This is a genomic window from Vulcanisaeta sp. JCM 16161 (assembly GCF_001316285.1).
This window is the reverse complement of the sequence record NZ_BBDO01000004.1, coordinates 79,812-101,731: the sequence shown is the minus strand read 5'-3', so window position 1 is coordinate 101,731 and position 21,920 is coordinate 79,812. Positions and strand designations below refer to the sequence as shown.

Annotated in this window: 33 protein-coding genes and 5 pseudogenes; 6 read left to right on the top strand and 32 right to left on the bottom strand. The window is 48.9% G+C overall.

Annotation, left to right across the window (positions count from 1 at the left end; genetic code table 11):
• The first annotated feature begins 14 nt into the window (after positions 1–14).
• The gene (locus JCM16161_RS05990) at positions 15–596 is read left to right on the top strand and encodes a thioredoxin domain-containing protein (RefSeq protein WP_054855294.1); all 582 of its coding nucleotides are present in this window, start codon (positions 15–17) and stop codon (positions 594–596) included.
• Positions 597–600: 4 nt separating this feature from the next.
• On the opposite strand, the gene JCM16161_RS05985 is transcribed toward JCM16161_RS05990, so the two are convergent.
• The 5 genes and pseudogenes from JCM16161_RS05985 to JCM16161_RS16200 form a co-directional block, all read right to left on the bottom strand.
• On the bottom strand, positions 601–1,170 hold the full coding sequence (locus tag JCM16161_RS05985; protein WP_054855293.1) for a hypothetical protein: 570 nt from the start codon (positions 1,168–1,170) through the stop codon (positions 601–603).
• Between the two features lie 37 nt (positions 1,171–1,207).
• A pseudogene (locus JCM16161_RS16210) lies at positions 1,208–1,941 on the bottom strand (hypothetical protein).
• Entirely contained in the window at positions 1,884–2,480 is a 597-nt protein-coding gene (locus JCM16161_RS16205; protein WP_243669758.1) for a hypothetical protein, read from the bottom strand. Before JCM16161_RS16205 ends, JCM16161_RS16210 begins: the two are co-directional and overlap by 58 nt.
• Before the next feature lie 25 nt (positions 2,481–2,505).
• Positions 2,506–2,835: a F420H(2):quinone oxidoreductase gene (locus JCM16161_RS05975; protein WP_054855292.1), complete on the bottom strand. Its 330-nt coding sequence runs from the start codon at positions 2,833–2,835 to the stop codon at positions 2,506–2,508.
• A 109-nt stretch (positions 2,836–2,944) separates the two neighbouring features.
• Positions 2,945–3,172, bottom strand: a complete 228-nt coding sequence (locus JCM16161_RS16200; protein ID WP_243669756.1) for a hypothetical protein — start codon at positions 3,170–3,172, stop codon at positions 2,945–2,947.
• A 253-nt stretch (positions 3,173–3,425) separates the two neighbouring features.
• Between JCM16161_RS16200 and JCM16161_RS05965 the strand changes: the two genes are divergently transcribed.
• Positions 3,426–3,908 carry a cob(I)yrinic acid a,c-diamide adenosyltransferase gene (locus tag JCM16161_RS05965; RefSeq protein WP_054855291.1) on the top strand — a complete coding sequence of 161 codons (483 nt, stop codon included), beginning with the start codon at positions 3,426–3,428 and terminating at the stop codon, positions 3,906–3,908.
• Between the two features lie 49 nt (positions 3,909–3,957).
• Positions 3,958–4,751: pseudogene (locus tag JCM16161_RS05960) on the top strand (BtpA/SgcQ family protein).
• Positions 4,752–5,038: 287 nt separating this feature from the next.
• Here JCM16161_RS05960 and JCM16161_RS05955 read toward each other — a convergent pair.
• The 19 genes from JCM16161_RS05955 to JCM16161_RS05905 form a co-directional block, all read right to left on the bottom strand.
• Positions 5,039–5,320: a hypothetical protein gene (locus JCM16161_RS05955; protein ID WP_054855290.1), complete on the bottom strand. Its 282-nt coding sequence runs from the start codon at positions 5,318–5,320 to the stop codon at positions 5,039–5,041.
• On the bottom strand, positions 5,247–5,645 hold the full coding sequence (locus JCM16161_RS05950) for an ArsR family transcriptional regulator (RefSeq protein WP_243669754.1): 399 nt from the start codon (positions 5,643–5,645) through the stop codon (positions 5,247–5,249). Before JCM16161_RS05950 ends, JCM16161_RS05955 begins: the two co-directional genes overlap by 74 nt.
• A gap of 244 nt (positions 5,646–5,889) precedes the next feature.
• Positions 5,890–6,210, bottom strand: a complete 321-nt coding sequence (locus JCM16161_RS16195; RefSeq protein ID WP_243669751.1) for a hypothetical protein — start codon at positions 6,208–6,210, stop codon at positions 5,890–5,892.
• On the bottom strand, positions 6,207–6,410 hold the full coding sequence (locus JCM16161_RS16190; RefSeq protein ID WP_243669749.1) for a hypothetical protein: 204 nt from the start codon (positions 6,408–6,410) through the stop codon (positions 6,207–6,209). Before JCM16161_RS16190 ends, JCM16161_RS16195 begins: the two co-directional genes overlap by 4 nt.
• Positions 6,389–6,538: a hypothetical protein gene (locus tag JCM16161_RS16185; protein ID WP_243669747.1), complete on the bottom strand. Its 150-nt coding sequence runs from the start codon at positions 6,536–6,538 to the stop codon at positions 6,389–6,391. Before JCM16161_RS16185 ends, JCM16161_RS16190 begins: the two co-directional genes overlap by 22 nt.
• Complete coding sequence (locus JCM16161_RS16180) at positions 6,529–6,909, bottom strand: hypothetical protein (RefSeq protein ID WP_243669745.1); 381 nt, start codon at positions 6,907–6,909, stop codon at positions 6,529–6,531. The genes JCM16161_RS16185 and JCM16161_RS16180 overlap by 10 nt, the downstream gene beginning before the upstream one ends.
• Positions 6,882–7,328 carry a hypothetical protein gene (locus tag JCM16161_RS16175; protein WP_243669743.1) on the bottom strand — a complete coding sequence of 149 codons (447 nt, stop codon included), beginning with the start codon at positions 7,326–7,328 and terminating at the stop codon, positions 6,882–6,884. The genes JCM16161_RS16180 and JCM16161_RS16175 overlap by 28 nt, the downstream gene beginning before the upstream one ends.
• 220 nt (positions 7,329–7,548) lie before the next feature.
• A complete protein-coding gene (locus JCM16161_RS05940) occupies positions 7,549–8,886 on the bottom strand; it encodes a 4Fe-4S binding protein (RefSeq protein ID WP_054855289.1) in 1,338 nt (445 codons plus the stop codon).
• Positions 8,873–9,565: a molecular chaperone TorD family protein gene (locus JCM16161_RS05935; RefSeq protein WP_243669741.1), complete on the bottom strand. Its 693-nt coding sequence runs from the start codon at positions 9,563–9,565 to the stop codon at positions 8,873–8,875. The genes JCM16161_RS05940 and JCM16161_RS05935 overlap by 14 nt, the downstream gene beginning before the upstream one ends.
• Positions 9,540–10,277 (bottom strand): 4Fe-4S dicluster domain-containing protein, encoded by a 738-nt coding sequence (locus JCM16161_RS05930; RefSeq protein WP_243669738.1) that lies wholly within the window; start codon positions 10,275–10,277, stop codon positions 9,540–9,542. Before JCM16161_RS05930 ends, JCM16161_RS05935 begins: the two co-directional genes overlap by 26 nt.
• A complete protein-coding gene (locus JCM16161_RS16170; protein WP_243669736.1) occupies positions 10,225–10,743 on the bottom strand; it encodes a hypothetical protein in 519 nt (172 codons plus the stop codon). Before JCM16161_RS16170 ends, JCM16161_RS05930 begins: the two co-directional genes overlap by 53 nt.
• Complete coding sequence (locus tag JCM16161_RS16165; RefSeq protein WP_243669734.1) at positions 10,731–11,297, bottom strand: hypothetical protein; 567 nt, start codon at positions 11,295–11,297, stop codon at positions 10,731–10,733. The genes JCM16161_RS16170 and JCM16161_RS16165 overlap by 13 nt, the downstream gene beginning before the upstream one ends.
• A complete protein-coding gene (locus tag JCM16161_RS16160; protein WP_243669732.1) occupies positions 11,201–11,692 on the bottom strand; it encodes a hypothetical protein in 492 nt (163 codons plus the stop codon). Before JCM16161_RS16160 ends, JCM16161_RS16165 begins: the two co-directional genes overlap by 97 nt.
• Positions 11,605–12,612, bottom strand: a complete 1,008-nt coding sequence (locus JCM16161_RS16155) for a hypothetical protein (protein ID WP_243669730.1) — start codon at positions 12,610–12,612, stop codon at positions 11,605–11,607. Before JCM16161_RS16155 ends, JCM16161_RS16160 begins: the two co-directional genes overlap by 88 nt.
• Positions 12,609–14,072, bottom strand: coding sequence for a hypothetical protein (locus JCM16161_RS16150; protein WP_243669728.1), 1,464 nt, complete (start codon positions 14,070–14,072; stop codon positions 12,609–12,611). The genes JCM16161_RS16155 and JCM16161_RS16150 overlap by 4 nt, the downstream gene beginning before the upstream one ends.
• A 52-nt stretch (positions 14,073–14,124) precedes the next feature.
• The gene (gene nrfD / locus JCM16161_RS05920; protein WP_054855287.1) at positions 14,125–15,180 is read right to left on the bottom strand and encodes a polysulfide reductase NrfD; all 1,056 of its coding nucleotides are present in this window, start codon (positions 15,178–15,180) and stop codon (positions 14,125–14,127) included.
• An 84-nt stretch (positions 15,181–15,264) separates the two neighbouring features.
• Positions 15,265–15,489, bottom strand: coding sequence for a hypothetical protein (locus JCM16161_RS05915; protein WP_054855286.1), 225 nt, complete (start codon positions 15,487–15,489; stop codon positions 15,265–15,267).
• A complete protein-coding gene (locus JCM16161_RS05910) occupies positions 15,486–16,037 on the bottom strand; it encodes a hypothetical protein (RefSeq protein ID WP_243669726.1) in 552 nt (183 codons plus the stop codon). The genes JCM16161_RS05915 and JCM16161_RS05910 overlap by 4 nt, the downstream gene beginning before the upstream one ends.
• Positions 16,038–16,111: 74 nt before the next feature.
• Positions 16,112–16,786, bottom strand: a complete 675-nt coding sequence (locus JCM16161_RS05905; protein WP_243669724.1) for a hypothetical protein — start codon at positions 16,784–16,786, stop codon at positions 16,112–16,114.
• A 409-nt stretch (positions 16,787–17,195) separates the two neighbouring features.
• Here JCM16161_RS05905 and JCM16161_RS05900 point away from each other — a divergent pair, with 409 nt between their 5' ends.
• Positions 17,196–17,711, top strand: coding sequence for a TQO small subunit DoxD (locus JCM16161_RS05900; RefSeq protein ID WP_054855283.1), 516 nt, complete (start codon positions 17,196–17,198; stop codon positions 17,709–17,711).
• 66 nt (positions 17,712–17,777) lie between these two features.
• Positions 17,778–18,226: pseudogene (locus JCM16161_RS05895) on the top strand (Aa3-type terminal oxidase).
• Positions 18,227–18,275: 49 nt separating this feature from the next.
• Here JCM16161_RS05895 and JCM16161_RS05890 read toward each other — a convergent pair.
• From JCM16161_RS05890 to JCM16161_RS05875, 5 genes and pseudogenes are all read right to left on the bottom strand, one after another.
• Positions 18,276–18,753, bottom strand: a pseudogene (locus JCM16161_RS05890) (PaREP1 family protein).
• A 46-nt stretch (positions 18,754–18,799) separates the two neighbouring features.
• On the bottom strand, positions 18,800–19,021 hold the full coding sequence (locus tag JCM16161_RS05885) for a hypothetical protein (protein WP_054855282.1): 222 nt from the start codon (positions 19,019–19,021) through the stop codon (positions 18,800–18,802).
• Positions 19,018–19,161: a hypothetical protein gene (locus JCM16161_RS16145; protein ID WP_243669722.1), complete on the bottom strand. Its 144-nt coding sequence runs from the start codon at positions 19,159–19,161 to the stop codon at positions 19,018–19,020. The genes JCM16161_RS05885 and JCM16161_RS16145 overlap by 4 nt, the downstream gene beginning before the upstream one ends.
• The gene (locus JCM16161_RS05880; protein ID WP_054855281.1) at positions 19,137–19,520 is read right to left on the bottom strand and encodes a HEPN domain-containing protein; all 384 of its coding nucleotides are present in this window, start codon (positions 19,518–19,520) and stop codon (positions 19,137–19,139) included. The genes JCM16161_RS16145 and JCM16161_RS05880 overlap by 25 nt, the downstream gene beginning before the upstream one ends.
• 113 nt (positions 19,521–19,633) lie before the next feature.
• Positions 19,634–20,502: pseudogene (locus tag JCM16161_RS05875) on the bottom strand (twin-arginine translocase subunit TatC).
• Between the two features lie 146 nt (positions 20,503–20,648).
• Between JCM16161_RS05875 and JCM16161_RS16140 the strand changes: the two are divergent.
• On the top strand, positions 20,649–20,837 hold the full coding sequence (locus tag JCM16161_RS16140; protein ID WP_243669720.1) for a LysR family transcriptional regulator: 189 nt from the start codon (positions 20,649–20,651) through the stop codon (positions 20,835–20,837).
• Positions 20,838–21,074: 237 nt separating this feature from the next.
• On the opposite strand, the gene JCM16161_RS05865 is transcribed toward JCM16161_RS16140, so the two are convergent.
• From JCM16161_RS05865 to JCM16161_RS16130, 3 genes are read right to left on the bottom strand one after another with little or no spacing between them, the layout of a single operon-like run.
• Positions 21,075–21,368, bottom strand: coding sequence for a DNA replication protein DnaD (locus JCM16161_RS05865; protein WP_243669718.1), 294 nt, complete (start codon positions 21,366–21,368; stop codon positions 21,075–21,077).
• A gap of 20 nt (positions 21,369–21,388) precedes the next feature.
• Positions 21,389–21,556, bottom strand: coding sequence for a hypothetical protein (locus JCM16161_RS16135; RefSeq protein ID WP_243669716.1), 168 nt, complete (start codon positions 21,554–21,556; stop codon positions 21,389–21,391).
• Complete coding sequence (locus JCM16161_RS16130) at positions 21,550–21,780, bottom strand: twin-arginine translocase TatA/TatE family subunit (RefSeq protein ID WP_243669714.1); 231 nt, start codon at positions 21,778–21,780, stop codon at positions 21,550–21,552. The genes JCM16161_RS16135 and JCM16161_RS16130 overlap by 7 nt, the downstream gene beginning before the upstream one ends.
• Positions 21,781–21,920: the final 140 nt, after the last annotated feature.

Below are 21,920 nucleotides of genomic sequence, written 5' to 3'. Positions count from 1 at the left end.
TGAATTGGTGATTAATGTTTTTAAGAGTCGCCGTATTAATCGGGTTGATGCCTGACGAGTGGTTGGTAAAGGACGTTAGGGGTGTTTTGGATAGGGTTGAGAGGGTTGGGCTTGGGTTTAGGGCTCAAAACCCCAGGCTACTCATTGTTCTTTTCTACGACCTCCACTGCCCAGGCTGTGCCCTCCTTGAGGATGAGGCTGGTGATTACCTCGTTGAGCTGTACAGGAGTGGTAAGGCAACCCTCTACTTCGTTGACTACCCAGTGCATAGGGGTATTGAGAGGCTGCACGCGGCGTTCAGGTGCATTTACAGGAGGGATCCAATGGTCTTCCTGGAGGTCCTGAGGAGGCATTACGAGGCGTACCTAAGTGGTAAGTTGGAGGGTGAGGAGGCGGTTGCGGAGGCCGGCGGTGACTGCGTTAATGAGGAGCTTCAGAGGGTTATGGAGGCTAAGTCCGTGGCTAAGGAATTGGGTGCGCCGGGCACGCCAACGATAATAATCGGCAACCTTGTCAAGAACGTTGGTCAGGGCATATTTGGCTACCCAGGCATTACGAAGCTCATGAGGGTTATCGAGGACGTTTATGTGTACTAAGGGCTCACCTACGGCGGGGCCTACCTGTTGGTGAGTACCTCCTCCTAACCTGGAGTAGGGTTATTAGGATTAGGGTGTTGCCCACGGCATTTATTGCCGTGCCCACCTCCATAACCCTTGGTATTAGGGCAAGCCACATTATGACCGCGACTATCGAGATTAATGAGCCCACCCTACCCACGCCACTCCTGAACTGGTTACTAACCATGTACGCACCCACGTAGCTGGAGACCGAGAGACCAAGTATTAGGCTCACGGCTATTAGGAACAAGACGGCTGCCGCCGTCCCATCACCATATAGGTAGAATAGGTAGGAGAAGGCCATTAGTGGTGTCGCTATGAACATGGTGTACCTGTAAATCGTTGATAACCTGCACGAACCCCTATTGATTATGCAGACACCGCCCCAACCAAACATCTCAATCCCAATCCAGAGGATTGCAATGATTAGTTGTAGCACGTCATAAACGAGGTCTGTGAAGCCCATGAGGAGTAGTGCCTTCAGGGCTATGTCTAGTATGAGGCCGTAAATCACCGCCGTGAGGCCCTCATAGACTCCCCTGACAATGCTCATCAATGTTTTAATTAGTTTATGGTTTTAAGTAGTACGGTTATAGTGTTAGGGCCAGGTAATTAATTAGGTTCATTATTGGGTGTATGAGCCAGGATGGCGGTATCGTGGTTGAAAGCACGAGTATTGTGAAAACTATTATCAAGGCCTCGGCCAAGCCACCCTTCCAACCAGTCCCCAAATCCCTGGCGAGCCTTACGTAGTAGGGTACGGAGATCACGGAATTTATGACCAGCAATATTGCCAGCCACGCCAGGTTCCCATAGACCAGGGCTAGTATTATGTATAGTTTCGACCAGAAACCCAGGAGTGGTGGCGTGCCTATGAAGGCCAGGGATATCAACCAGGTACTCACCGCATTATTACCTCTCGAGAATACGGTGTTGAAGAACCCCATCTTACCAACCGCGTTCATGAATAACTGAAGCAGTAGACCAGCCAGTGCGAGGCCCAGGGTTATGCCCATTCCCTGAGCGCCCATTATGGCTGCTGCGAAGGCGGCCATTACGTAGCCCATGTTCGCTATTGAGGAGTAGGCGAGGACCCTCGGGCTCTCCCTACTGGTTAATGCGCCTATGTTGCCTAGGAACATCGATATCACCGCGAAGGCGCTGGCTATGTAGGCAGGTAGTAAGGCGGTACCCTGTATAGGCCCATCGTCGTCAGCGTTATCTTCACGGCGACGATGAACGGCGCTATCTTGGCTATCGAGGCTATTATCGCGACTGGTATTGGGTTGCCCGCCGTGAATACGTCGGGGACCCACTCATGCATTGGGGCGACGCCAACCTCAAGGGATAGGCCGAGGAGTAGTAGGGAGAAGCTATTATGTATGTTATTAGTGATGGCCCCGAGCTAATTATTACCGCGCCCACGAAGAATAGTACCGTGGCTATTATCATGTTGACAACGTACTTAACACCAACCTCAATACTAATGCTTGGGTCGCCAACCAGGATTAGTAAATACGTAGGTGCCGAGACGAGCATGAGGGATAGCAGTGTTAGGGCTAGGTTGCTCGTGTATAGGGCTAGCACCGTGGCTATTATCATTATGGAGACGAGGATGTAATCAACACCCCTTATTGGTGAGTTGAGCCTCATCAACGTGACCATGCCTAGGACGCCGATCACCACGAGGAATGCCACGTAGGCCATTAGGTACGTGTTCGGCGCAATGAGGAGGATAATCATCGATATTAACGGCGCAATCCATGAGTACCTCCTAGCAGTCTCACTGAGTAGTGTTGGTGCTGTGCCCACCACGCTTATTATTGTTGATGCAAGGAGGATGTATGTGTATGGTATTGGCACTTCACATCACCCCTGCCCACGCGATTTAAGTATTACTCCTTGACTCGGCATACTGCTCACCACCGGCCTTAATCTCCTCAACACTAACGGACTTCCTAATCCTGTCCATCGCCATTATCGCCGTTATTAGTGTCATGAATTCCGTGGATGACGATAGTATGGTGACTATGAGGATTCCGAGGGCGACCACGGCATCCACGGCGAAGAGGGGTATTAGGGCTAGGAATATTGCGTTGAACATGAGCTCAAGCGATATTAATACTCTAATTAGGTCGTTAGCCCTCAATGCGCTGTAGTAACCAATCATTAGTATTATTGATGCGAAACCGTATATGATGGCCGCGTTCACCTCCATCTCCCGCTCACCTCGAGGTAATACATTATTAATCCAATCATTATAGCCATTAGGAGCGACGCCAATAATGCAATCAGCAGTAGTCCATCTGGCGTTGATGCGAAGCTAATCAGTGATTGCTGGTGGCTGGCGCCACCTCGTAGTTCGTGAATACCGAGGCAATGATTACCGCAATTATGAATAGCAGCATTGGTAATATCCAGGACCTACTCACGCCACCCCTGAACTCAACCCGCCTATAGGTTGCCGCTAGGACTATCGTTATCGTTATCGTCGCACCAACGAATATTAGGTATATCAGTATGAAGCCGTAGGTTATTCCGAAAAGACCATACACGGCGCCAACGAGACCAGTCGTTATTGCCAGGTATATTGCGCGTATAGGTTGTCCTTCGTCACGGTTACGCCTATGGCTGATAATACGGCGAAAACACCAAGCGTTATTAATGCACCAATGTACGTGCTAACCATAGCAAGGAAGACATAACTCACGTGTTTTTAAGTATAACCAATCGACATTTTACAAGTGTTTACTGAGGGATGGAACCACCACGGTAATACAAATTAATCCCACCCCATAAGGCGCCGTGATGGGGCTAATACTGCTCTATACTGGTGATGGTAAGGGGAAGACCACGGCGGCCCTGGGCCTAGTCCTCAGGGCTGTGGGTCATGGCTATAGGGTTGTGATTGCGCACTTGATGAAGACGCTAATTTACAGGGGTGAGTACGTTGGTGAGTACCTAGCTATTAAGAGGTTCCTCAGTGATTATGTAGATGTTTACTCACTGGACCCGGACCAGCACCTGACGCCTAGGGATGTCCTTAGGATGGCGCTGGACAGGGCTAGGGAGGTCAGGCCCTTCCTGCTAATTCTTGATGAGGTTAATAATGCCGTGGCCAATGGCTACCTAACAGCCAATGAGGTAATCAGTGGTATTAGGTCATTACCGCCTGAGGTCAATGTTGTCCTGACGGGTAGGGACGCGCCCAGCGAGTTCATGGAGGTCGCCGACTTGATAACTATCATGGAGCCCAGGAGCATTACTTCGATAGGGGCGTGGTCGGTGTAAGGGGCCTTGAATGGTAATACTCTTTAATTCCCCACCTAGCCACTAATCAATGCCAATACTTAGGTTTAGGGATGATAGGCCGACACTCATTGGTGTTGTGCATTTACCGCCATTACCAGGCTCGATTAGGTATGGTGGGCTTGACATAAGCACCATCGTGGATTTCGCCGTTAGGAATGCCAGGGTACTTGACGAGGCAGGCTTCGACGCGGTCATCCTGGAGAACTTCAATGATTACCCATTCAGGCTAGGGTTAGGGAGCCGGAGACCATAGCGTCCATGGCAGTAATAACCAGGGAGGTGGTTAAGTCCGTGAACATACCAGTGGGCATTAACCTACTGAGGAACTCGGGCCCTGAGGCTGTCGCCATAGCTGCTGTGACCGGCGCATCCTTCATCAGGTCGAACGCCTACTGCGAGGCAATCGTCAGTGCCGAGGGGTTGATAGAGCCCGTGGCGAGGGAGGTCCTCGAGGCAATGACGAGGCTTAACACCAAGGTCACGGTGCTCGCGGACATATTTGTTAAGCACGCAAGCCCGCTACACAGGATGACCGTCGAGGACGTGGCGAGGGACTGCGTGGAGAGGGCCCTGGCAGACGCACTCATAGTCACAGGCTCAAGGACCGGGGAACCACCAGACCCATTGTTGCTAAGGCGGGTGATAAAGGCCGTGAACACCAAGGTACTGGTGGGTAGTGGCATAAACCCAAACAACATAAACGACTACAGGGAGGCCCACGGCTTCATAGTGGGCACGTACCTAAAGGACGAGGAAGGACAAATAGACCTCACAAAGGCCAGGAACATGGTAAACGCGGTAAAGGCACTGACAAAGCCATGAACAAAACCACCGCCAGGGAGTGAGTATTACCTGTCAAATCCTGGACTGGAAGAGTGGAGGTAAGATTAATCTTACCTCCACTCTGCCTGCCCAACCCTCAACTCCCCATAATCACCAGGCCCAAAACCTAACTCCAGTAAATAATCCATGACATGCCACTCACTGCCTTCGAATTGACCGCCCTTGTATATTCAACATCATTGCCTATCAATTTAGCTTCATCTTAACCGGTACGATTCACGCACCCACTCATTACGATGCCACCGGATTCGCCGTACTAATCCTTGTTAAAGCCTTGATATTACATATAATAGTGATGTCACAATCAGGTTTAGAATGGTGATTAATAGTGTTGGTGCTGCAACCTCCATCCCAAGGCCCCAACTTAACCACATGTAGTATATCATTATCATTGATACGCTCTCAATAAGGAGTGTTGCCGCTACCGAGAGCAGTATCTTACCAATTCGCGTAAAGCCAACTCCCAGGTAATTCCTAAATATCAATGCCACGATTACTGTCTGGGCAGCCGCGGCGCCAATGTCTATGTACCACAGGTAATGCGTCATGGCTCATCACCCCCACGTCCTCCTCATCAATGCCCACTATCCTCATTACATCCCTAATAAGGTCCCACCTCTTTTCAAGTTTATCACTGATGAAGTACGGCGCGCCATAACCCACATCCAACCTACTCACAAGCTCATACCTCTCAAGAAGCTCAAGGTGATAAATCACCGTTCTATAATTCACATTTAACGCCTTAGCCAGTTGGTGAGGATTCATAGGCCTTCTCCTGAGCAGTAATAGGATCTTCAGCCTCATTAAACCTCCACGTGAACCGCCAAGCAACCAAATAAGTATTTTCTTCAGATCCCTCTCATACTCAACCATTAGATACGTGGCATTCCCCGCCAATGATTTATAAGTTTTAAGCATCAATGAATGGTAGGGCACCCAATTAATAAGGTGGTTGCGCATTTGAATTATGGGTATTAATGAGAAACTAGGGACTAAATTGCAATAACACTGTAATAGCGTTGCCTAACATGGATGTGTGTTTAGTCATGGTAGATGATTCATAGGAATTATAATTGTAATAGTTTTTATTTTAACTAAATTAAACGCCGCATACCCACTATGAGTAACCTCCTGATGGCTGGCTCATTGACGCCATGCTATTGGTCGTGTTTGTGAAGCCATGTATTGGCGCCACGAATACCCACGGAACAGGCTTAACAAATACCACATTCACTATGTAGTCATCACCCACAAGCCACGGGTCCGCGAAGGCATAATTACCACCGAGTAGTGTTCCGTCCGGTAACTCCACATAGCCTAGCCATGTCCATGATGCCGTGACCTTCGTGGGCATCATCATACTACTTGGGTTGTAGAAGGCTTGAGGCGGTAGGAAGGCGATGGTTATAACAGGCGTTGGGGAACCAGAGGCATTCACGAATGTGTACCCTGGCTTATCTCATTATTCACCGCAAAGGCGTAGGAGAAGATCGGCCAGTATATTGTGCCACTCTCATTTAGGTAAACCGAGTTGTAGAAGGCCTGATACACCAGGCTGAAGTTGTAGGTACTGAGTATTTGGCCGCTCGGTGTCTTGACGTAGGTGCCAGGCGGTATTATCGCCAGTAGGTTACCCACTGCAACGGCGCTCCCTGCGTCGCATTCACGGTTATCGTGCCTATGCTAATGGGGACGAGTTCGGGCTCCATCGTCGTTACCTCGGTACTGTTCGGCATAGTCTCGGTGGTGTACACGGTCATCGACATTGCCGGCATCCCGGTGTATACGAATACCCAGGCACTGGCTTGACGAATTGATAATTCACGAATATGCCAGAGCCAACATACACCCAGTTGTCTGGGAAGGCGTAGTGGCCGCCGATTAATGTGCCGTTGGGCTCCTCCGTGAATCCAAGCCATGTCCAGGTGGTCCACGTACTCGGCATCCTAACAACGGTTATTATTGCCTGCGGCTTACCCTCCTGGTTAACGAATGTGTACCCCGGCGATACCTGCCCATTAACGGCGTAGGCAAAGGCATAAATTGGCGGTGAGCCTCCCATACCCATCTCCATTGGTGTTGACCCGACATTCTCCAGCATGTAGTCAATTATTGAGAATTGATACGTATCAAGCACCTGCCACTCGGTGTTTCCACATACGTGCCTGGCCTAATTACGGCTATTATATTGCCGAGCCTAACCGTGGCTCCCTGTGTCGCGTTAACGGTGACCGTGGCCTCACCAACCGGTATGAACTCTGGCTGCATAATGCCCATGCTCGAGTTAGACATACTCTCCAGTGATTGGTACTGGCTTTGTAGGCTCATGTATTGATTCTGGAGGTTCGTATAATTTGCCATTAGGCTTGAGTACTCGCTCTCCAGTGCCTGGTACTTACTCTGTAATTGTTGGTATTGGTTTTGAAGTACCATGTACTTACTGGCAATTGACGCTGTGGTTGAGTATAGATAACCCACGTACCCCAGCCCTACCGCGAGTATTACCACCAGTATTACCAGCCCTATTGTTTTGGTGTTCATCAACGGTGCACCCACGGTCTTATTTAACTCTGTTTTTCACAATCTCTTACAAATTCTTACCTAAATTACCAACACCATATAACTAGGAAGGCATGGTTACAAACTAAGTGGTTAATAAGCCCTCACATACTAACCTTAAATCGACCTAATCATTAATTCCTTACGAACCAGACCATGCACTAAATAGTGAATGAATTAATGGTGAACCCATGAGAATTTAAGTTAAGGTCAATCATTACACGTAACTCTTTACCCCCTTTACACCCAATGCGTTCTCCAGCATCTTCTTAGCCGTGTAATACCTCCTGCAGTCTGGGCATAGGTATAGCCATTCTGGGTCCCCCTTGATGCCGAGCCTAACCTTCGTAGCCATTATGTGCCTCCTCGTGTCGAATGGCTTACCACACATCCTGCATGTCACCACCTCATCGTAGACCACGTCAGTACTATCACTCATTGGGAACTCCTTAGCCCTATCAACGGTTATTGCCTTCTCGGGACATAGCCTTGCGCAGTAACCGCACCCAATGCACTTAAGGTTGTTGAACCTAAGCACTGTCTTACTACCATCCCTACCAACGTCAAATGCCCTCTCGGGACACTTGGCAAAGCATACCCCACAGAATGAACACTTAACGTCATCAACATGAACACTAAATATCTTGAGCAACTCATTGGCCGTCCCCGTGCTCCTCGACCGAAGCCTCGTCAGTGCCTTAACATAGTCGTTACGCCTAATACCCATGTAAATAATCCCCTCGCTCGCGGCCTCATCACCTGCCGTAGTTAATGCACCATCCTCAGTGGTGCCGAGCTTGAAGGATTCAGTAAATGCGTTGATTAATCTCTTGGCGTAGTCGGCACCGCCTAATTTGCATGAGGGGTCAGGGCATTCAATATCCACCTCGAGGGACTTCGCAAGCGCCATTGCCACCCACTCTGGACTGACTGCGTCGACACATGGAACCCTATAGATGTACTCGCCCTTCCTGGGCCCCCTGGTGTTTAATGGGCATGTGAACGTCACCCTCCTAATGCCCCTTACGGTATTTAACTTGTTGAGTAGGGCTACGTACTCATTATCGTCAGCGCCAACCATCGCCAGGGCGCCCGTTGGGCACTTGGACACGCATAGACCGCACTCAATACATGCATTTTCATTAATAACCACCTTATTGTTAACGATGGATATCGCGTTCACGGGGCATGCATTAACACACTCGTTACAGCCAAACCTAGCCCTGCAGGCATTCTCGAAGTATGTCGGTATGTTTTTCTCAACGACCTTTGTGACCCTACCCATCAACAATTCCCTCCTGTTGATGGGGCCCTCGATGGGCACCTCCTTCGTGCTTGTCCTCCTAGCCATCAACTGCGCCTTCACAGCCTCAAGCTCCTCATCGCTAGGTGACTTGAGTATGTAAATGTTCATTGGGTGTATGCCATGAACATTAACACTACTTAGTTTCCTAAGCACAATAATCACGGGGCCGTCGTGTTCCCTGGCCCTGGCCAAATCCTCATCGCTTGGGTCCTCAAGGATTAATAACCTACCCTCCTCACTCACCACCATATGCATCCCTCACAATCTTGATAACCTCCTTGTCCTGGACCACGAAATCCCTCGTGAAGTTTAGGAGGAGCTTGAAGTACTCAGTCCTCACGAGCTTTAGTGAGGTGCTTACGAATACTGGGACCCAATTAATTAGGTGATTATTTATGAAGTAGTCCTCCTCCTCGACATACTTAATGGCGTTGCTCCAATCATCATACTCCTTATACGCCAGGAAGCTCATGAATGCGAACTCAACGGCTATGTGATCACCCCTCAAGTCCCTAAATTCCTTGTTGACGACGAGGTTATAGTCAGCGTATATCCTCTTGAGCGTTATCTCCGTGTTCATATCCAGGTAGCCAGTGTGGGTGTAGCCCTCGTAGGGTATTGCGCCGTAGTCAACCCTTGTAAAGTCCACCTGTATTGGCGTTAATGAATTATAATCACTGATGCCCTCAGCAATGTCTAGCAACCTAATTAGGCCATTCATTGATGGGTAGAGCCCCGCCAGGACCTTGGCAACATCCCTAACCCTGCCAATCCTAGCCTTAATGAGCTTCTCAAAGTCGCCAAGCCTATATGGGTATATGTAGGATGATGCCAGGAAGTCGTAAATAATAGAGCGGGAAAAGGCGAGTGATTTTAAGGCCTGTGGGTCTAGACCCCCCATATTAATCACGTGCCTGGCCCTGGGCATTACCCACACCACCACCACAGTGACCGCCGGTTGGCTTAACACCCTTAAGCTTCTGAAGCAGTTTAGGTAAGTCGGCGGCGCCGGTCCTAAGTGCGAACTCCTCGGGCTCCTCATTAGTCACTATCCTGGTCGATTCATTGGTCTGTACGCCAGGCATTATGTATAGGCTCGGCGGATCGGTGCCGTACTCCGGGCCCATGGGCACGGCGCCCTTCCTCATCGCAGTCCTATATATTATGCTGTTGGGGTCATCCATATCACCGAATATCCTGGCACCGGCCGGGCAATTCCTAACACATGGTGGTATCCTTTCATAAAGCGGCAGTGACTCGTCGTATACCCTATCAATGGCCATAACACACTTCTTACTAACGCCCTCCACTGGGTCGAATATGATGTTGCCGTATGGGCATGCATTCTCGCAGTACCTACAGCCAATGCATACCTCATAATTAATCACCACGACTCCATCCTCCTTCCTCTTGTATATCGCTCCAGTTGGGCACACCGTAACGCATGCCGGGTTCCTGCAGTGGAAGCAGCTGATTGGTACGCTGAAAGTCTTCGTGTTCGGGAACTCCCCAACCTCTACCTGCAGCACCCTCATGAAGAATACTGACCATGGCGCCTTACCAGGCTCTGGACCCCATGGGTTTAGGTCAGTCATCGGCCCGTAGCAGCCGCTGGAGTGCCACTCCTTGCACGCCAGCATGCATGCATTGCATCCAAAGCACTTGCTCAGGTCTGTGAGTATGGCTAGCTGGACCATTCAGGTCACCCCCGTCCATTCTTCCTATTTTTCGGTCCGTACCCGAGTTTGAGTTTGAATTGGATGGCGGCGTCGTGGCGCTCGAGAAGGAGTATCCCATGGAGTGCCTAATCGTCTCCTGGAACTGAAGCCACGTACTGTTCACCTCATACCACGTAATACCCATCTCCTGCGGCGTCTTGTAGGCATTGTAGTTGAACACCTTTATGTTCCAGGCCTCACTACCGACTATTAACTTCGGCGGTGTCTTAACGATTGGGTCAGCATTGCCCCAGGCCGAGTATGGCTTATCATTGGCGATCCTCACGATCTTAACCCTCAGGTCACCCCAGGCGGTCTTACCACTGAATATGTCGAACTGCAGGGTTGGGTAGTTGCCGCTCTGCACTGCCTTTATCAGGCCGTCCACCGTGTACTGGTCGTTGGGCACACCACCCTGGCTATAGGCCTCGTGTACACGTATATGTCATTGAACATGAACCCCTTAGTCACCTCAAGGGCGTTGGGTGGCAGGGCCATCATTCCCGCCCTGGCGTTCCTGGACTTCCAGTAACCAACCACGCCCGGTGCTATGGCCTCGGTTAGCTTGACCTGCCCCCTGGCGATTTCGCCACCCCTGCTCGTTAGCTCGACCCAGTCACCGTCCTTAATTCCGTACTGAGCCGCTGTCTTCGGATTCATCCAAATCACTGAGTACGGTATTATCTGCCTTAGCCATGGGTGGTGGTTCTCCCAGGTGTGGTAGAACCATGGCGTGGTCTTCCTGTTAATAGTGGCCAGTGGGTATTCCTCGGGTGGTGAGCCGTCCGGCGCTATCCAGTCCAGTGGCTCGTACCAAACAGCTATTGGGTGGTAGAACTGCTTAATTATTTGGGCCACGTGGCTACCCCACCAATCGCTTGGTGGTGATGCATTCTTCTGGGCAAGCTGTAGGTATGTCTGGTCGCCGGTCTTCTGGTACATGTAGTAGAAGTAGCATTCATGCCCTTCCACAGGCCGTAGGCCGCCAGTATGAACTTCATAATTATCTCCGAGTATATGGGTATAATCACGGGCTTCGGATACGGCATTAGGCTGACACTCGTGGCCCACTCCAGGTAACCCTTGTTAACGTGCCTATAGTACCTAATCTCCAGCGGCAGCTCGTAATAGGCGAAGGCGTGGCCAACGGTTTGCGTACCTGGCGATACACCCGGTGGATATACGCCATTGGTTACCGGTATCTTCTGCGGTGCTGGGTATGTATTGTTGCTTGAGTATGCGGCTGCGTTTATGAAGCCTGGGTAGACATACATCTTGACCTGGTCTGGGTTTGGCTCGCCCTTGCAGCATGATGTACCGTCCTTACCCCTGGCCATGAAGAGCACGCCGACTCCTGCGCGTACTGCCACTTCCAAAGCCAGTCATACATTAGGTTCGGGTACATGGGCTCGCCAGTCTCCGTGACGAAGCCCGGTAACTGTAGCTTCTCACCAAGCAGTATCTCGCCATCACTCCACGGCCTAACCTCCTTAAACAGCGGCGGTAAAATGGGCCACTCAATGTTGTCCGCAGGTCCATGAACAGATGACACCGGCCTATCCAGTAGGCTATGCTCACCATACCTCTCGAAGAATGTTGTGTCAGGTATAACTAAGTCGACGCATGGTACTGAACCTCCGTAGAATGTATCAACTATGGCGACGAAGGGTATCCTGTACCTACCGTCAGTGTCCTTCATCCTAAGTAGGCCTAGGTCCTTATCTAGGTCGTAGGCGTTGTCCCAGTATGGGTTGGTTATGTGCCATAGCAGGAACTCAATCCTGTAAGGCCACTCAAGGCCGGAATCAATATTAACTGCAGTGTAATTCCTATGCACAGATAGCGGGAACTCCCAGCTGAAGCCCCTATCAATTAGTAATGGGTGCCCATTCTCATCAACAACCATCTGGTCAGGCGTATACACAATGGGCTTCGTCGTTAACTGCAGGGCCTTGGGGTACGGAACCTTCTCAACACTCAGTATCTGGACCGTGCCATCGTTGAGAATCCTCTCCTGAATCATTGCGCCACCGACGACACCGATTAACTTCTCACCATTTGGCCCAGTGTATAGGCTTGGGTTGGAGTTGTAGTCCTCCTGCGTAATGTTCATCCTTGGATGAGCCGGTGTTATGTAGGCTGGCCAGTAGTCGCCGTCGGGTACTGGCCATGGGGCTGGTGGTTTATAAGCGAAGCCTCCTGGCGTGTCGACTGCACCAACCAGTGTTAGTAACAATGCGAATGCCCTCGCCGTCACGAAGCCATTACTGTGGCTGATATGCCCCTCATTATGTATACTGAGAATGGGGTGCCTATGTAGTAGTCGTGCTGCCTACCCAGGTAGTCGGTCCACTTGGCCGGTATGACGACCCTACCGTGGTTAAGTAGGTCAACTATCTTCTGGGCGAGCTCCCTAATCTTATAGGCCGGCGGCGTGCCCCAGGTGGCCTCAACATTCTCTGGGCTCCACTTGTCCTGTAGGGCTATCTCCTTAAGTATGCTGAAGACTGTCCTAACATTAAGCGTTATTGTCTGGTTGCTGTCTGGGGCCACGGGTATTGTTATCGTGCCCTGCCACTCAAGGACTGGTTCAACGCCGTTCTGCCACGGTATGTCGGTGAATGGGTATAGGTTACCATCACTACCCATGACTATTGGGACCCATTCACCATTCTTATTCTTCATCCTGGCGAATAGGCCGACGTTGGAGGCTTGTGGTGGTATTATTGAACCGTCTGGGTTGGTTATCACTAGCCAGGGCGCGTTCGTGTACCACTTCAGGTAGTCCTCATCTATTGAGTGTATTCCCTGCTCCCTCATCTTGAATAGCTCGTGAATTACTGACCAAACAACCATACCGTCAGTACCGGGTATCACCGGTATCCACTCGTTTGCGACTTGGGCAAAGTTGCCAATTCTCTCGGGCGACATCCATATTATCTCGCCACCATTCGTTATCACCTTCATAACCTCACGCCTAGTTATCGTTGGGAAGTGATCCTGCGTCATGCCGGCAATGATCAGCAACTTAGTGTATTCGCTGTCCCAACCACCGTACTCCCACCAGGTACCGCCCATTGCGTAGGAGCCTCCTGACGCCACAGCCACTGCGCAGAAGCCACCGTGCGCTGCCTGGTTTGGCGTACCAAACATTGCGGCGAACCACGTGTTCTCAGTTGGGTTGTACTGGTCCCTGCCCGTGAAGTAGACGAACTTGTACGGACAGCACTCCCTAATCTTCTTAAGTCCTAGGAAGCCGTACTTCCAACCCCTCTCCTGCAGGTATGATGCGTCATCGCCATTGGCTAGTATATCTAGCATGTCGTCGTATGTTATCTCCACGAAGTCACCCTCACACCTCTCACTGGTGGGCACCCTTAAAAGCGGAGACCTCAGCCTTGCTGGGCTCAGGTAGTGGAGCATTGTTGTTGCCCCTATGTCACATGTGGCTCCCTGGTTCCTGGTGAATATAGAACCCGCTATGTACCTGGGCAGCTTCGTCTTACCACTTATTATCACCTCGACATTGCACCTACCCAGACAACCGTAGCACGTCGTGAACGCAACTACGTCACTCGCAACCTCCTCAGGGGCTAACTTACTCTCCTTAAACACCTGCCCAAATATGAATGCCTCCCTACCCACCGTGCCTAGGAATGCGGCTGCTGCGGCCGTCACACCGGCAATCTTTAGGAAGTCCTCCTGGTTAATGACCATTCCTTCTTAACCTCCCTTTCCTGTACGAGTTTTGTGGCGGTCTCCATGCCCATCACCCCCACCACGGACCCCACTGTGGCGATGCATGTGTTAATGGTGTAAATGGCGCGTAATAGTAAGCTACGGCTATTACTATGTACCTAAGCGTGTAACCTCCGACCATGACGGCTATGAATATTACCGGTATTGCCCACTTGGCAAAGTTGCCCAGTGGATCAACCCTAAGTAGCGCAATTTCAAGAAGTAATGGTATTGCGATGCCCAGGGTTATTACGAATCCCCAGAAGTACGGTGCATAGGTTTGAAGAAGTAATTGAGTTAGTGGTATCCTCGCCTCATAATGATTTGCGTAAGCTACGGTTAGGAATAAGGCCCAGGAAAATGCCTCAAACACTACTGCCAGTAGGTCTATCCAACTGAGTTCATGTAGTATGTCTCTTAACTCCTCGACCGAGAACGCGGTCACCGCACCACCATCGGTCTTTACCCTCGTTGGTACCTCAAAGAACCTCGTCACAAGTAACGACCACGCCGCACCGTAGCCGAGACCGGATGACAGCCATAAGATGGGCAAGGCCCCATTCCACCAGAAGGACTTACCACCAGCAGCGGCGAATAGAAAGGCTGTATATATCGTGGCTGCTATGCCCGTAAGCATTACTAGGTAATCCAGCACTAAACGTGCGAGTCTAACACGGGTTTTGAAGATCGAAACTACGATAGACGGTGTATATAGGAAAAATAGATATATCAAGCCCCAAATAACCATACCACTTAGGAATAAGACACCCCAGTCCATCCAGGATTGGGCTAGCCTGCCATGTGGGTAGCCAATGAATATTATGTTGCCAGCCCTCTCAGGTCTTCCAAGGTCTATTATGAAGAAGGCTAGGGCAGCGAGTATGAATATCCAACCTGCCGTTATGTTTATCTTCACCATCCTGCCGGCTTTCATCCTTACATCGTAGAATGCGGCTAACAACATGGCCATGCTTCCAAGCGCTGTTAGGAAGACCGCAGCGGCTATTCTCCAGCCCCATATCATGTGATATCCTGGCGGCATGTATGGGCCCCAGCCTGTCCAGCTAACTGGCCAAGGTGATGACATCAAGTAATGCCTAATTATGTGTTGGATATAAGTGGTGCTTTCTCACTTGATATAAACGACCGTAGTTATACCTGTGTTTAGGAATTACCTATTTTCATATGGGTGAAAAGTTCTAAGTAAGTTATCCCTATTAATAATTGACGAGAGTATTGGGCAGTTTGGGCGTAGTGTGTAACCATTGACCCTGCACTTGACCGCCACCGGCCTTAAGACTGGCTTTCCAGCGACTTCCTCTATCAATAATGCTGCTTTACAGCCATCACCTAAGGTAACCACCGGTAATAGCTCAAGCAATGCCCTGGCAATCACCCTCTCAGCCTCCTAACAAGCTCTATGGGCACGTTTAAGGTCTCTGATATTACCAGGTCCAGGGGTTTCGAACCAATCTTTAGGTTGTCGGGGAGTAGAGCGAGGACTGTCCTACTCAGGCTATTGGCGCAGAAGTCCTCGATCTTCCTACCCAGCCTAATCAATCCCCTAATCAATAGTGATATGTATTCCCTAACCTCATCATCATTAAAATCCTCTAATCCCCAGTCCTCCTTTAATTTAATGATTGCGTACTTAAATGCCGCATCATTAACTTTGATGGAACCCGTTAAGTACGCTACGGACAATAGAAGGGCGCCCCTAGTCGTAACGACGTACTGCCCCCTATTGACCTTCTCGACGAGGCCCATTGACATTAGCTCTAGCACCTTCCTGTAAATTGTCGCTATGCTTAGCCCAGTTGTTTTGGATAGGTAGGTTAATGATAATGTGTTAATTCCCCTTTGCATCAAGGCTAATTGAAACATCGATATAATGAGGGTCTCAAGGATAAGCATGTGCATTGAATCTAGTGAATCCTCTCTCATTAGCAGGTGAGGTATCATTTATAATTTTAAATTCATGACTTAATATTAAAGCATTTTGGGAAAATGCTAAGTTACTACTCGTTAAATGCCCTACGAATTAATGACAAAGCCACAGGGCAATCACTATTAAGTGAATATCCTTTAATCCTACATTTAATGGCTAGAATCGTCGGTGAAGCCTTGATGGATTGATCACCAGTTAACGTAACAACGGCCCTACAGCCGTCCTTTAAGCGGACACTTGGTAAGTAATCAAGCAATGCCTTAGCAATCACCCTCTCGGCTGACCGAACCTCATTCTCACTCACACCTAGGTACTCAGCTATTGAGTGTATTAGGGAGATTCTACCGTTACTGATGTTCTCGGGCAATATATAATAAACTGACTTACCAAGTGAACCAATGTTGATGCTTAATGGCGACAGACCTAATTTACTAATTCCTTTATATAATAATTTTAAGTAATTAATGATTTCATTACGGTCAAACTCCTCAAGGTCCCAATCCTCCCTCAACTTATCGATAGCTAGCTCAAAGGCATCCCTATTTACGGAAATGCCGTTGCCTATGTACATCAGCGCAAGCAGTAGTACACCCTTGGTAGTTATTACATAGTGACCCTTACTAACCCTCTCTATCAAGCCAAGATTCATCAGATCAAGAGCCTTCCTATACGCCGTCGCAATACTCATACCAGTACTCATTGATATATAGTAAAGAGAATCAAGATTCTTATCGCAATGCCTCACCTTGCCCTTAACAAGATGAAAAAGAAGCGTATGAAGCAGCAATATGTGGTAATTATCTAGGTAATAAATACTCATATTAAACCACCTAAAAATAACCTAAAAATGCACTATTTTTAACCTTTATTGTCAAAAGAATGACATTACAAGCGTAGAATACATGTAAAAGTGAACGTTAGGATTTAAGGTAGAAAGTAGAATTTTACAATAAATCAGATAATTTATGATTTATAAAAAGTCATGAATTAATATAATAATGTATTTATTTACATGCTCGTTATTTCCACGATATTTTTGCTGCATCGTACATTTTATTTCTCTTAATATTTTAGAAATTAATTCTTAATAGGGTAATGTCTTTGCGGTATATCGATAAAATATGACAGAAATAGTCAAATCTATGGAAAGAACTATGGAGGTATCTAGTGTTGAGAGATATTTGCCAATACTTAGGGTTACATTGGGTTGGATGTACTTTTCGGCCTTTCTTAGGAGGACTGTTAATGTGCCTGCCAAGCTTAATCCATCATCAACCGCATATGTTGGTGGTAAGTTGATAACGTTCCTGCCGCATGCATGGCAGCCCGTTGTTGGTCAGCTTGAGTGGTTGCTGCTGCATCCGCACCTTCTCTATTTATTCCTACTCCTCTTCACCGCTGTTGAGGGGTTGTTTGGACTATTAATGATGCTTGGCTTCCTAACGAGGCTTTCTGGGCTTGTGATAGCTATTCTAGCATGGAGCATTGGGGCTGCCGGTGGTTGGTTGGGACCTACATGCGTTGATGAGTGGCAGATAGCCGCTGTTGAGGGTGCTGCCGCATTAATGTTCATGTTCACTGGTAGTAGGTGGTTATCAATTGACCAGTACCTGGCCAAGAAATACCCAAGGGGTTTGAGGATTTGGAAGGTCTATATACCGCTATGGTGAGGTGGTGAGTATGGATAAGACGACCGCCCTAGCCTGTTGGGCTTCATAATCGCAACGGGAGTAACGATGGGCCTATACCAAATAAACTTCCAGGGATTCACCCACCTAACCAATTACTCAAAGACACCCGCATACTCGCTGGCCGGCACTCAATTATTCGAGAACGGCACACTTATGCTACACATTACTAGGATAGCCGGTCCAGACACCTACGGTGGATTCATAGTACTCGTGCAGGTGCTTTACCCAAACGGCACAGTGGCCTATGAGTGGAACTCCACATACCTAGGCCGCATACCGCAGTGCAACATCATAAATGAGTACGACTTACCAGGACACCTAGTGCACTCCGACGCTTCGCCCTCGTGGTGCCACTGGGCCAGTCGGCCATTGTTAAGCTCTACGCCCCAATAACCTTTAGCCCAGGCACGTACATAGTCAGGGTCTATGATGCCGATGGACAGTACGAGGCATATGGCATTAAGTTCCAGGTATACGTAACAGTCACGGGATGATGCGCCAACCCGGGTTAAATTTACGTTAAAATTTATTTTCAATTTCCAATTAAGTACCAACCCTAACCTCCCTCTTAAGCTCCTCAATCAATGGAGCTATGTACTTAACCCTCCTCCTGACCTCGTCAATGCCGATCCTCACCTCGTGGAATCCATTTACATGGAGAAAATAGGCTCAGCCCAGGCCCTCTCGGCTACGTCACCGAGCTTCGACGCTGCATTGTCCAGTAGGCTTACGGTCCACCTGCCTTATTTAGGGCTTCCCTGGCCTCGTCGAGGTTCTTGGCGATAGCCAATGCCTTGATAGCCTCCTCCACCGCCTTATACAGCTTCTCACTACTTTGAACAACATCGCCCCTATCAATGAAGTTAAGGCCCTCACCAAACGCCACCAAAGCCAATTCCGCGTGTGCCCTGGCAGTATCTAATGGGTCCAACCCGAGTTTTGACGCTAGGACATCAATTACGTAGTCTACGTCAAGGCCCCTCTTCCTAAGTGCCTCAATTAATGATTGAGGTATGCCCATATTACATGGCGTAATTCATAAGCACTATTATAAATCTTCTTAATACTTATCCGGGGCTTACGCCGTAGGCCCTCATTAGGTCAACGAGCTTAACAGCCTCACGCTTAAGCTGTCTTATCCAGGCCGTAACCTCACCATTCCACTCCTCAGTAGTGTATATGAAGAATTCAATTCTAGGCTCGATGAAGTCCTTAAGCAATAACCTCCTCTCCAGCTGATCCATGCCCCTCACATCATCACTAATAATCACTAAGTCGATGTCACTCATGTCCGTGTAATCACCCTAGCCCTGGAACCTACGACGTAGACCTCGGAAATGCCGATCTTAGACCTCGCCCTACTCACGAACTCCCAAGCCCTCCTGAGCAGTATGACCTGACTCTCTACTGCAGATTTTGCCTTACCCATTCAACCACCTCCCTAGCCATCTCAAGAACCCTCCTGGCCTTACCCTCGGTGTATATCTCGTATGGTAAACCATTGGCTGCATCAGGGTACCTGGAGGTTGTGTAGTGAGTGGTTAACTCCCTAAGGTGGTCTATTATCCGTGAAATATCGATGTGAAGTTCATCCCTAATTACGTAACTAAGCTCCACCAGGTCATGGTCCCTGACCACCTTACCCCTCGAAATGAGCAAGGCATTGAGCGTCTTCTCAACGGCCTGCTGAGACCAGAATGCGCAGGCGTAGTAGTCTCCAGAGTTGAGGGAGTTCTTCGCCGTACGTAAATCCCTAATTGCCTGGGCAAGCCATTTCTGGTACTCCATTACCCATTAAGTAAATAGGTGCAGGGCTTAAAAATGCCATTCCTGGTAATCTCATAACGCCGCATGACCATGCCGCAATTAAAGTGAGCAATGGCAAGGAATAAGTCCTGGCTTCACATCTTGGGCATGTTTTTGTATATGGTCTTGCTCCATATGTACCCTGCCTCGAATAGCGCTATGAACATTATGAACCAGAGCAGCGTACTTATTAATGTTGGGTCTGGGTTTATTATGGCTATGGCCACGAGGACTCCGAAGTAAATGTATGGCCTATTCCTCGATAGCATGTCCGGCGTCACCAAACCCGCCTGCGTAAGTAGGGCCATTATTATGGGGGTCTCGAAGAGGAAGCCCGCAAAGAATAGCGTTGCTATGAATGTGTCCAGGAAACCACTCACGGTAAGCATGTGCACGAAGCCGAATAGGCAGCTCCAGAATAGGCTTATCCTCAGGAAGGCTGGGAATACGAAGTAATAACCGATGAATACGCTAGGTAAAAGAGTGCTGTGGCGATCCACACATACCTCTTAACGGCCCTGAGCTCATGTGGGTATAGGGCTGGCTTGACGTATTGGTAAATCTCGTAAACAAACACGGGTATTGTAACGAGGAGGGCGATTACCATGCTAAGCTCAACGCTAAATACGAATGGCCCGAGCACCGTTGTCGAAATTATGCTAATGGGCTGTGTTGAGTTACTGACAACATAATTGCTGGCGCAGGTCACGGACTTGGCGGGCGCCGTAACCAGGCTATACACGTAGTGCCTATAGATATAGGCTATTATTGGGTTGTACTCCATTGTGAAGAAGCCTACGACGACCTTGGCAATGTTGTGACTACTCACGTCAGGCATTGGCAGCCAAAGCACGATAAAGACTATTGCGAAGACGATCAAGGCCCTCCTAAGCCTAACCCCAAGCTCACGAATATGCTCCCAAAGAGGCAACTCCCTATCATAGGGCGGCCTATCCTCACTCATTACTACTTATAATGAGCGCATGTGGGTAAAAATCCCTTTTTCACATAAATGATAAATAGGTAGCCAAGCCCATTAATCCTCAGAAATTCCCTATTTCAAAAAGGATAAAGTTTTGTATTTAATGCACACGTTAACTTAGTATGCCCGTGAGTGTTAGGTTTAGGGTTTGGGTTGAGGTTGGTGGTAGGCATGTTATTGGTCCTGGTGGTTATGAGATTCTTAAGGCCATTAATGAGGTTGGTTCCCTGAGTGGTGCTGCCCGTAAATTGGGCATGTCCTACCGCTTTGTTTGGAATTACATTGATAGGATGGAGAAGGCCCTAGCGTTAAGCTAGTCGACGCCAGGAAGGGAGGCAGGGGGAGGGGCGGGGCAAAATTAACGCCGGAGGGCCAAGCCCTACTAAGGTACTACGAAGAAATACTGGAGGAAATGAATAAGGTAGCAGACAAATGGTCGCAGGAGTTAACGCGGAGGTTTGGGGTCTTAACTAATTATGACGGTTGATTTTCGTTGCCTGATAATCTCTTTAGTATTTCGTTTATTATTTGTTGCCTTGTCTTTCCCTGGGTCTCTATGCCAGTGCCCTGGCTATCCTTAGGATGTCTGGGTCCAAGGCTTCGTTTACTGTCCTCCTAATGTCCATCACCGTATTATTCACGGTGTTCCTGGCCTCGTAGATTGGTTCGTTAATCTCCCTCATGAAGTCCTCAAGGGATTTCCTCGCCCAGTAGTACCACTTGCCCAATTCCCTGGCTATCCTCGGCAGTGTCTCGGGTTTCCAGGCCAGTAGGACTAGGAAGAATAGGAATAGGAGTAGGCCCGTCTGCTCGTCAAGGATTAGGTAAATACCCATTTTAAGGGTCACCACGAGGCGGCTTTAAGGAATTACTTATTGCTCAACCTCCAATTAATCTCCTTAATCAAATCCTCCTCACTCTTACCCCTGGTGTCTATGCCGAGCCTCTCGGCAATCTCCAGAACCTTAGGGTCAACACTGGGCTTCTCAGGGGCAGGCCTCTGCTGGCTAAGCCTATTATTTATCTCCGTCAGCAACTCATCCCTGGACTTACCCGTGGGGTCAATACCAAGCTTCTTGGCAATCTCAATGAGCTCAGGCTCAGGCTCACTCTCACTGGCGCCACGCTTAAACTCCCTAATGGACTGACCAAGCTCCTAGCCAACTGGGGAATCTTACTCGGGCCCCAAATAATCAGGACAATGAAGGCTATGATAATCAAAATCAAAGTCTGAGTATCAATAAACAATAGTACGCCCATCAAAGGACTGATCGTGAGTTTGCTTAAAAACTTTGCTAACAATTGTGTGAAAATTTCCACCTGACCTCTTAAATTAAATTGAATGTGTGGGTAAAGGCCCTAGCTCATCATTAAAAGTGGGGTTGAAATTAATTTCACGA

What these genes read in the sequence shown, in the direction of transcription:
- JCM16161_RS16145 (WP_243669722.1), bottom strand. Translation starts at nt 19,161, where the DNA reads ATGGGTAAGGCAAAATCTGCAGTAGAGAGTCAGGTCATACTGCTCAGG.
- JCM16161_RS05935 (WP_243669741.1), bottom strand. Translation starts at nt 9,565, where the DNA reads ATGCCCAGGGCCAGGCACGTGATTAATATGGGGGGTCTAGACCCACAG.
- JCM16161_RS05985 (WP_054855293.1), bottom strand. Translation starts at nt 1,170, where the DNA reads ATGAGCATTGTCAGGGGAGTCTATGAGGGCCTCACGGCGGTGATTTAC.
- JCM16161_RS05975 (WP_054855292.1), bottom strand. Translation starts at nt 2,835, where the DNA reads ATGGAGGTGAACGCGGCCATCATATACGGTTTCGCATCAATAATACTA.
- nrfD (WP_054855287.1), bottom strand. Translation starts at nt 15,180, where the DNA reads ATGTCATCACCTTGGCCAGTTAGCTGGACAGGCTGGGGCCCATACATG.
- JCM16161_RS05990 (WP_054855294.1), top strand. Translation starts at nt 15, where the DNA reads ATGTTTTTAAGAGTCGCCGTATTAATCGGGTTGATGCCTGACGAGTGG.
- JCM16161_RS05910 (WP_243669726.1), bottom strand. Translation starts at nt 16,037, where the DNA reads ATGAGAGAGGATTCACTAGATTCAATGCACATGCTTATCCTTGAGACC.
- JCM16161_RS16150 (WP_243669728.1), bottom strand. Translation starts at nt 14,072, where the DNA reads ATGGTCATTAACCAGGAGGACTTCCTAAAGATTGCCGGTGTGACGGCC.
- JCM16161_RS05950 (WP_243669754.1), bottom strand. Translation starts at nt 5,645, where the DNA reads ATGGTTGAGTATGAGAGGGATCTGAAGAAAATACTTATTTGGTTGCTT.
- JCM16161_RS16160 (WP_243669732.1), bottom strand. Translation starts at nt 11,692, where the DNA reads ATGGCCAGGGGTAAGGACGGTACATCATGCTGCAAGGGCGAGCCAAAC.
- JCM16161_RS05955 (WP_054855290.1), bottom strand. Translation starts at nt 5,320, where the DNA reads ATGACGCATTACCTGTGGTACATAGACATTGGCGCCGCGGCTGCCCAG.
- JCM16161_RS05885 (WP_054855282.1), bottom strand. Translation starts at nt 19,021, where the DNA reads ATGAGTGACATCGACTTAGTGATTATTAGTGATGATGTGAGGGGCATG.
- JCM16161_RS05940 (WP_054855289.1), bottom strand. Translation starts at nt 8,886, where the DNA reads ATGGTGGTGAGTGAGGAGGGTAGGTTATTAATCCTTGAGGACCCAAGC.
- JCM16161_RS05930 (WP_243669738.1), bottom strand. Translation starts at nt 10,277, where the DNA reads ATGCTGGCGTGCAAGGAGTGGCACTCCAGCGGCTGCTACGGGCCGATG.
- JCM16161_RS16185 (WP_243669747.1), bottom strand. Translation starts at nt 6,538, where the DNA reads ATGTCGATGACCGTGTACACCACCGAGACTATGCCGAACAGTACCGAG.
- JCM16161_RS16165 (WP_243669734.1), bottom strand. Translation starts at nt 11,297, where the DNA reads ATGTACCAGAAGACCGGCGACCAGACATACCTACAGCTTGCCCAGAAG.
- JCM16161_RS05900 (WP_054855283.1), top strand. Translation starts at nt 17,196, where the DNA reads ATGGAGGTATCTAGTGTTGAGAGATATTTGCCAATACTTAGGGTTACA.
- JCM16161_RS16130 (WP_243669714.1), bottom strand. Translation starts at nt 21,780, where the DNA reads ATGGGCGTACTATTGTTTATTGATACTCAGACTTTGATTTTGATTATC.
- JCM16161_RS05880 (WP_054855281.1), bottom strand. Translation starts at nt 19,520, where the DNA reads ATGGAGTACCAGAAATGGCTTGCCCAGGCAATTAGGGATTTACGTACG.
- JCM16161_RS05965 (WP_054855291.1), top strand. Translation starts at nt 3,426, where the DNA reads ATGGGGCTAATACTGCTCTATACTGGTGATGGTAAGGGGAAGACCACG.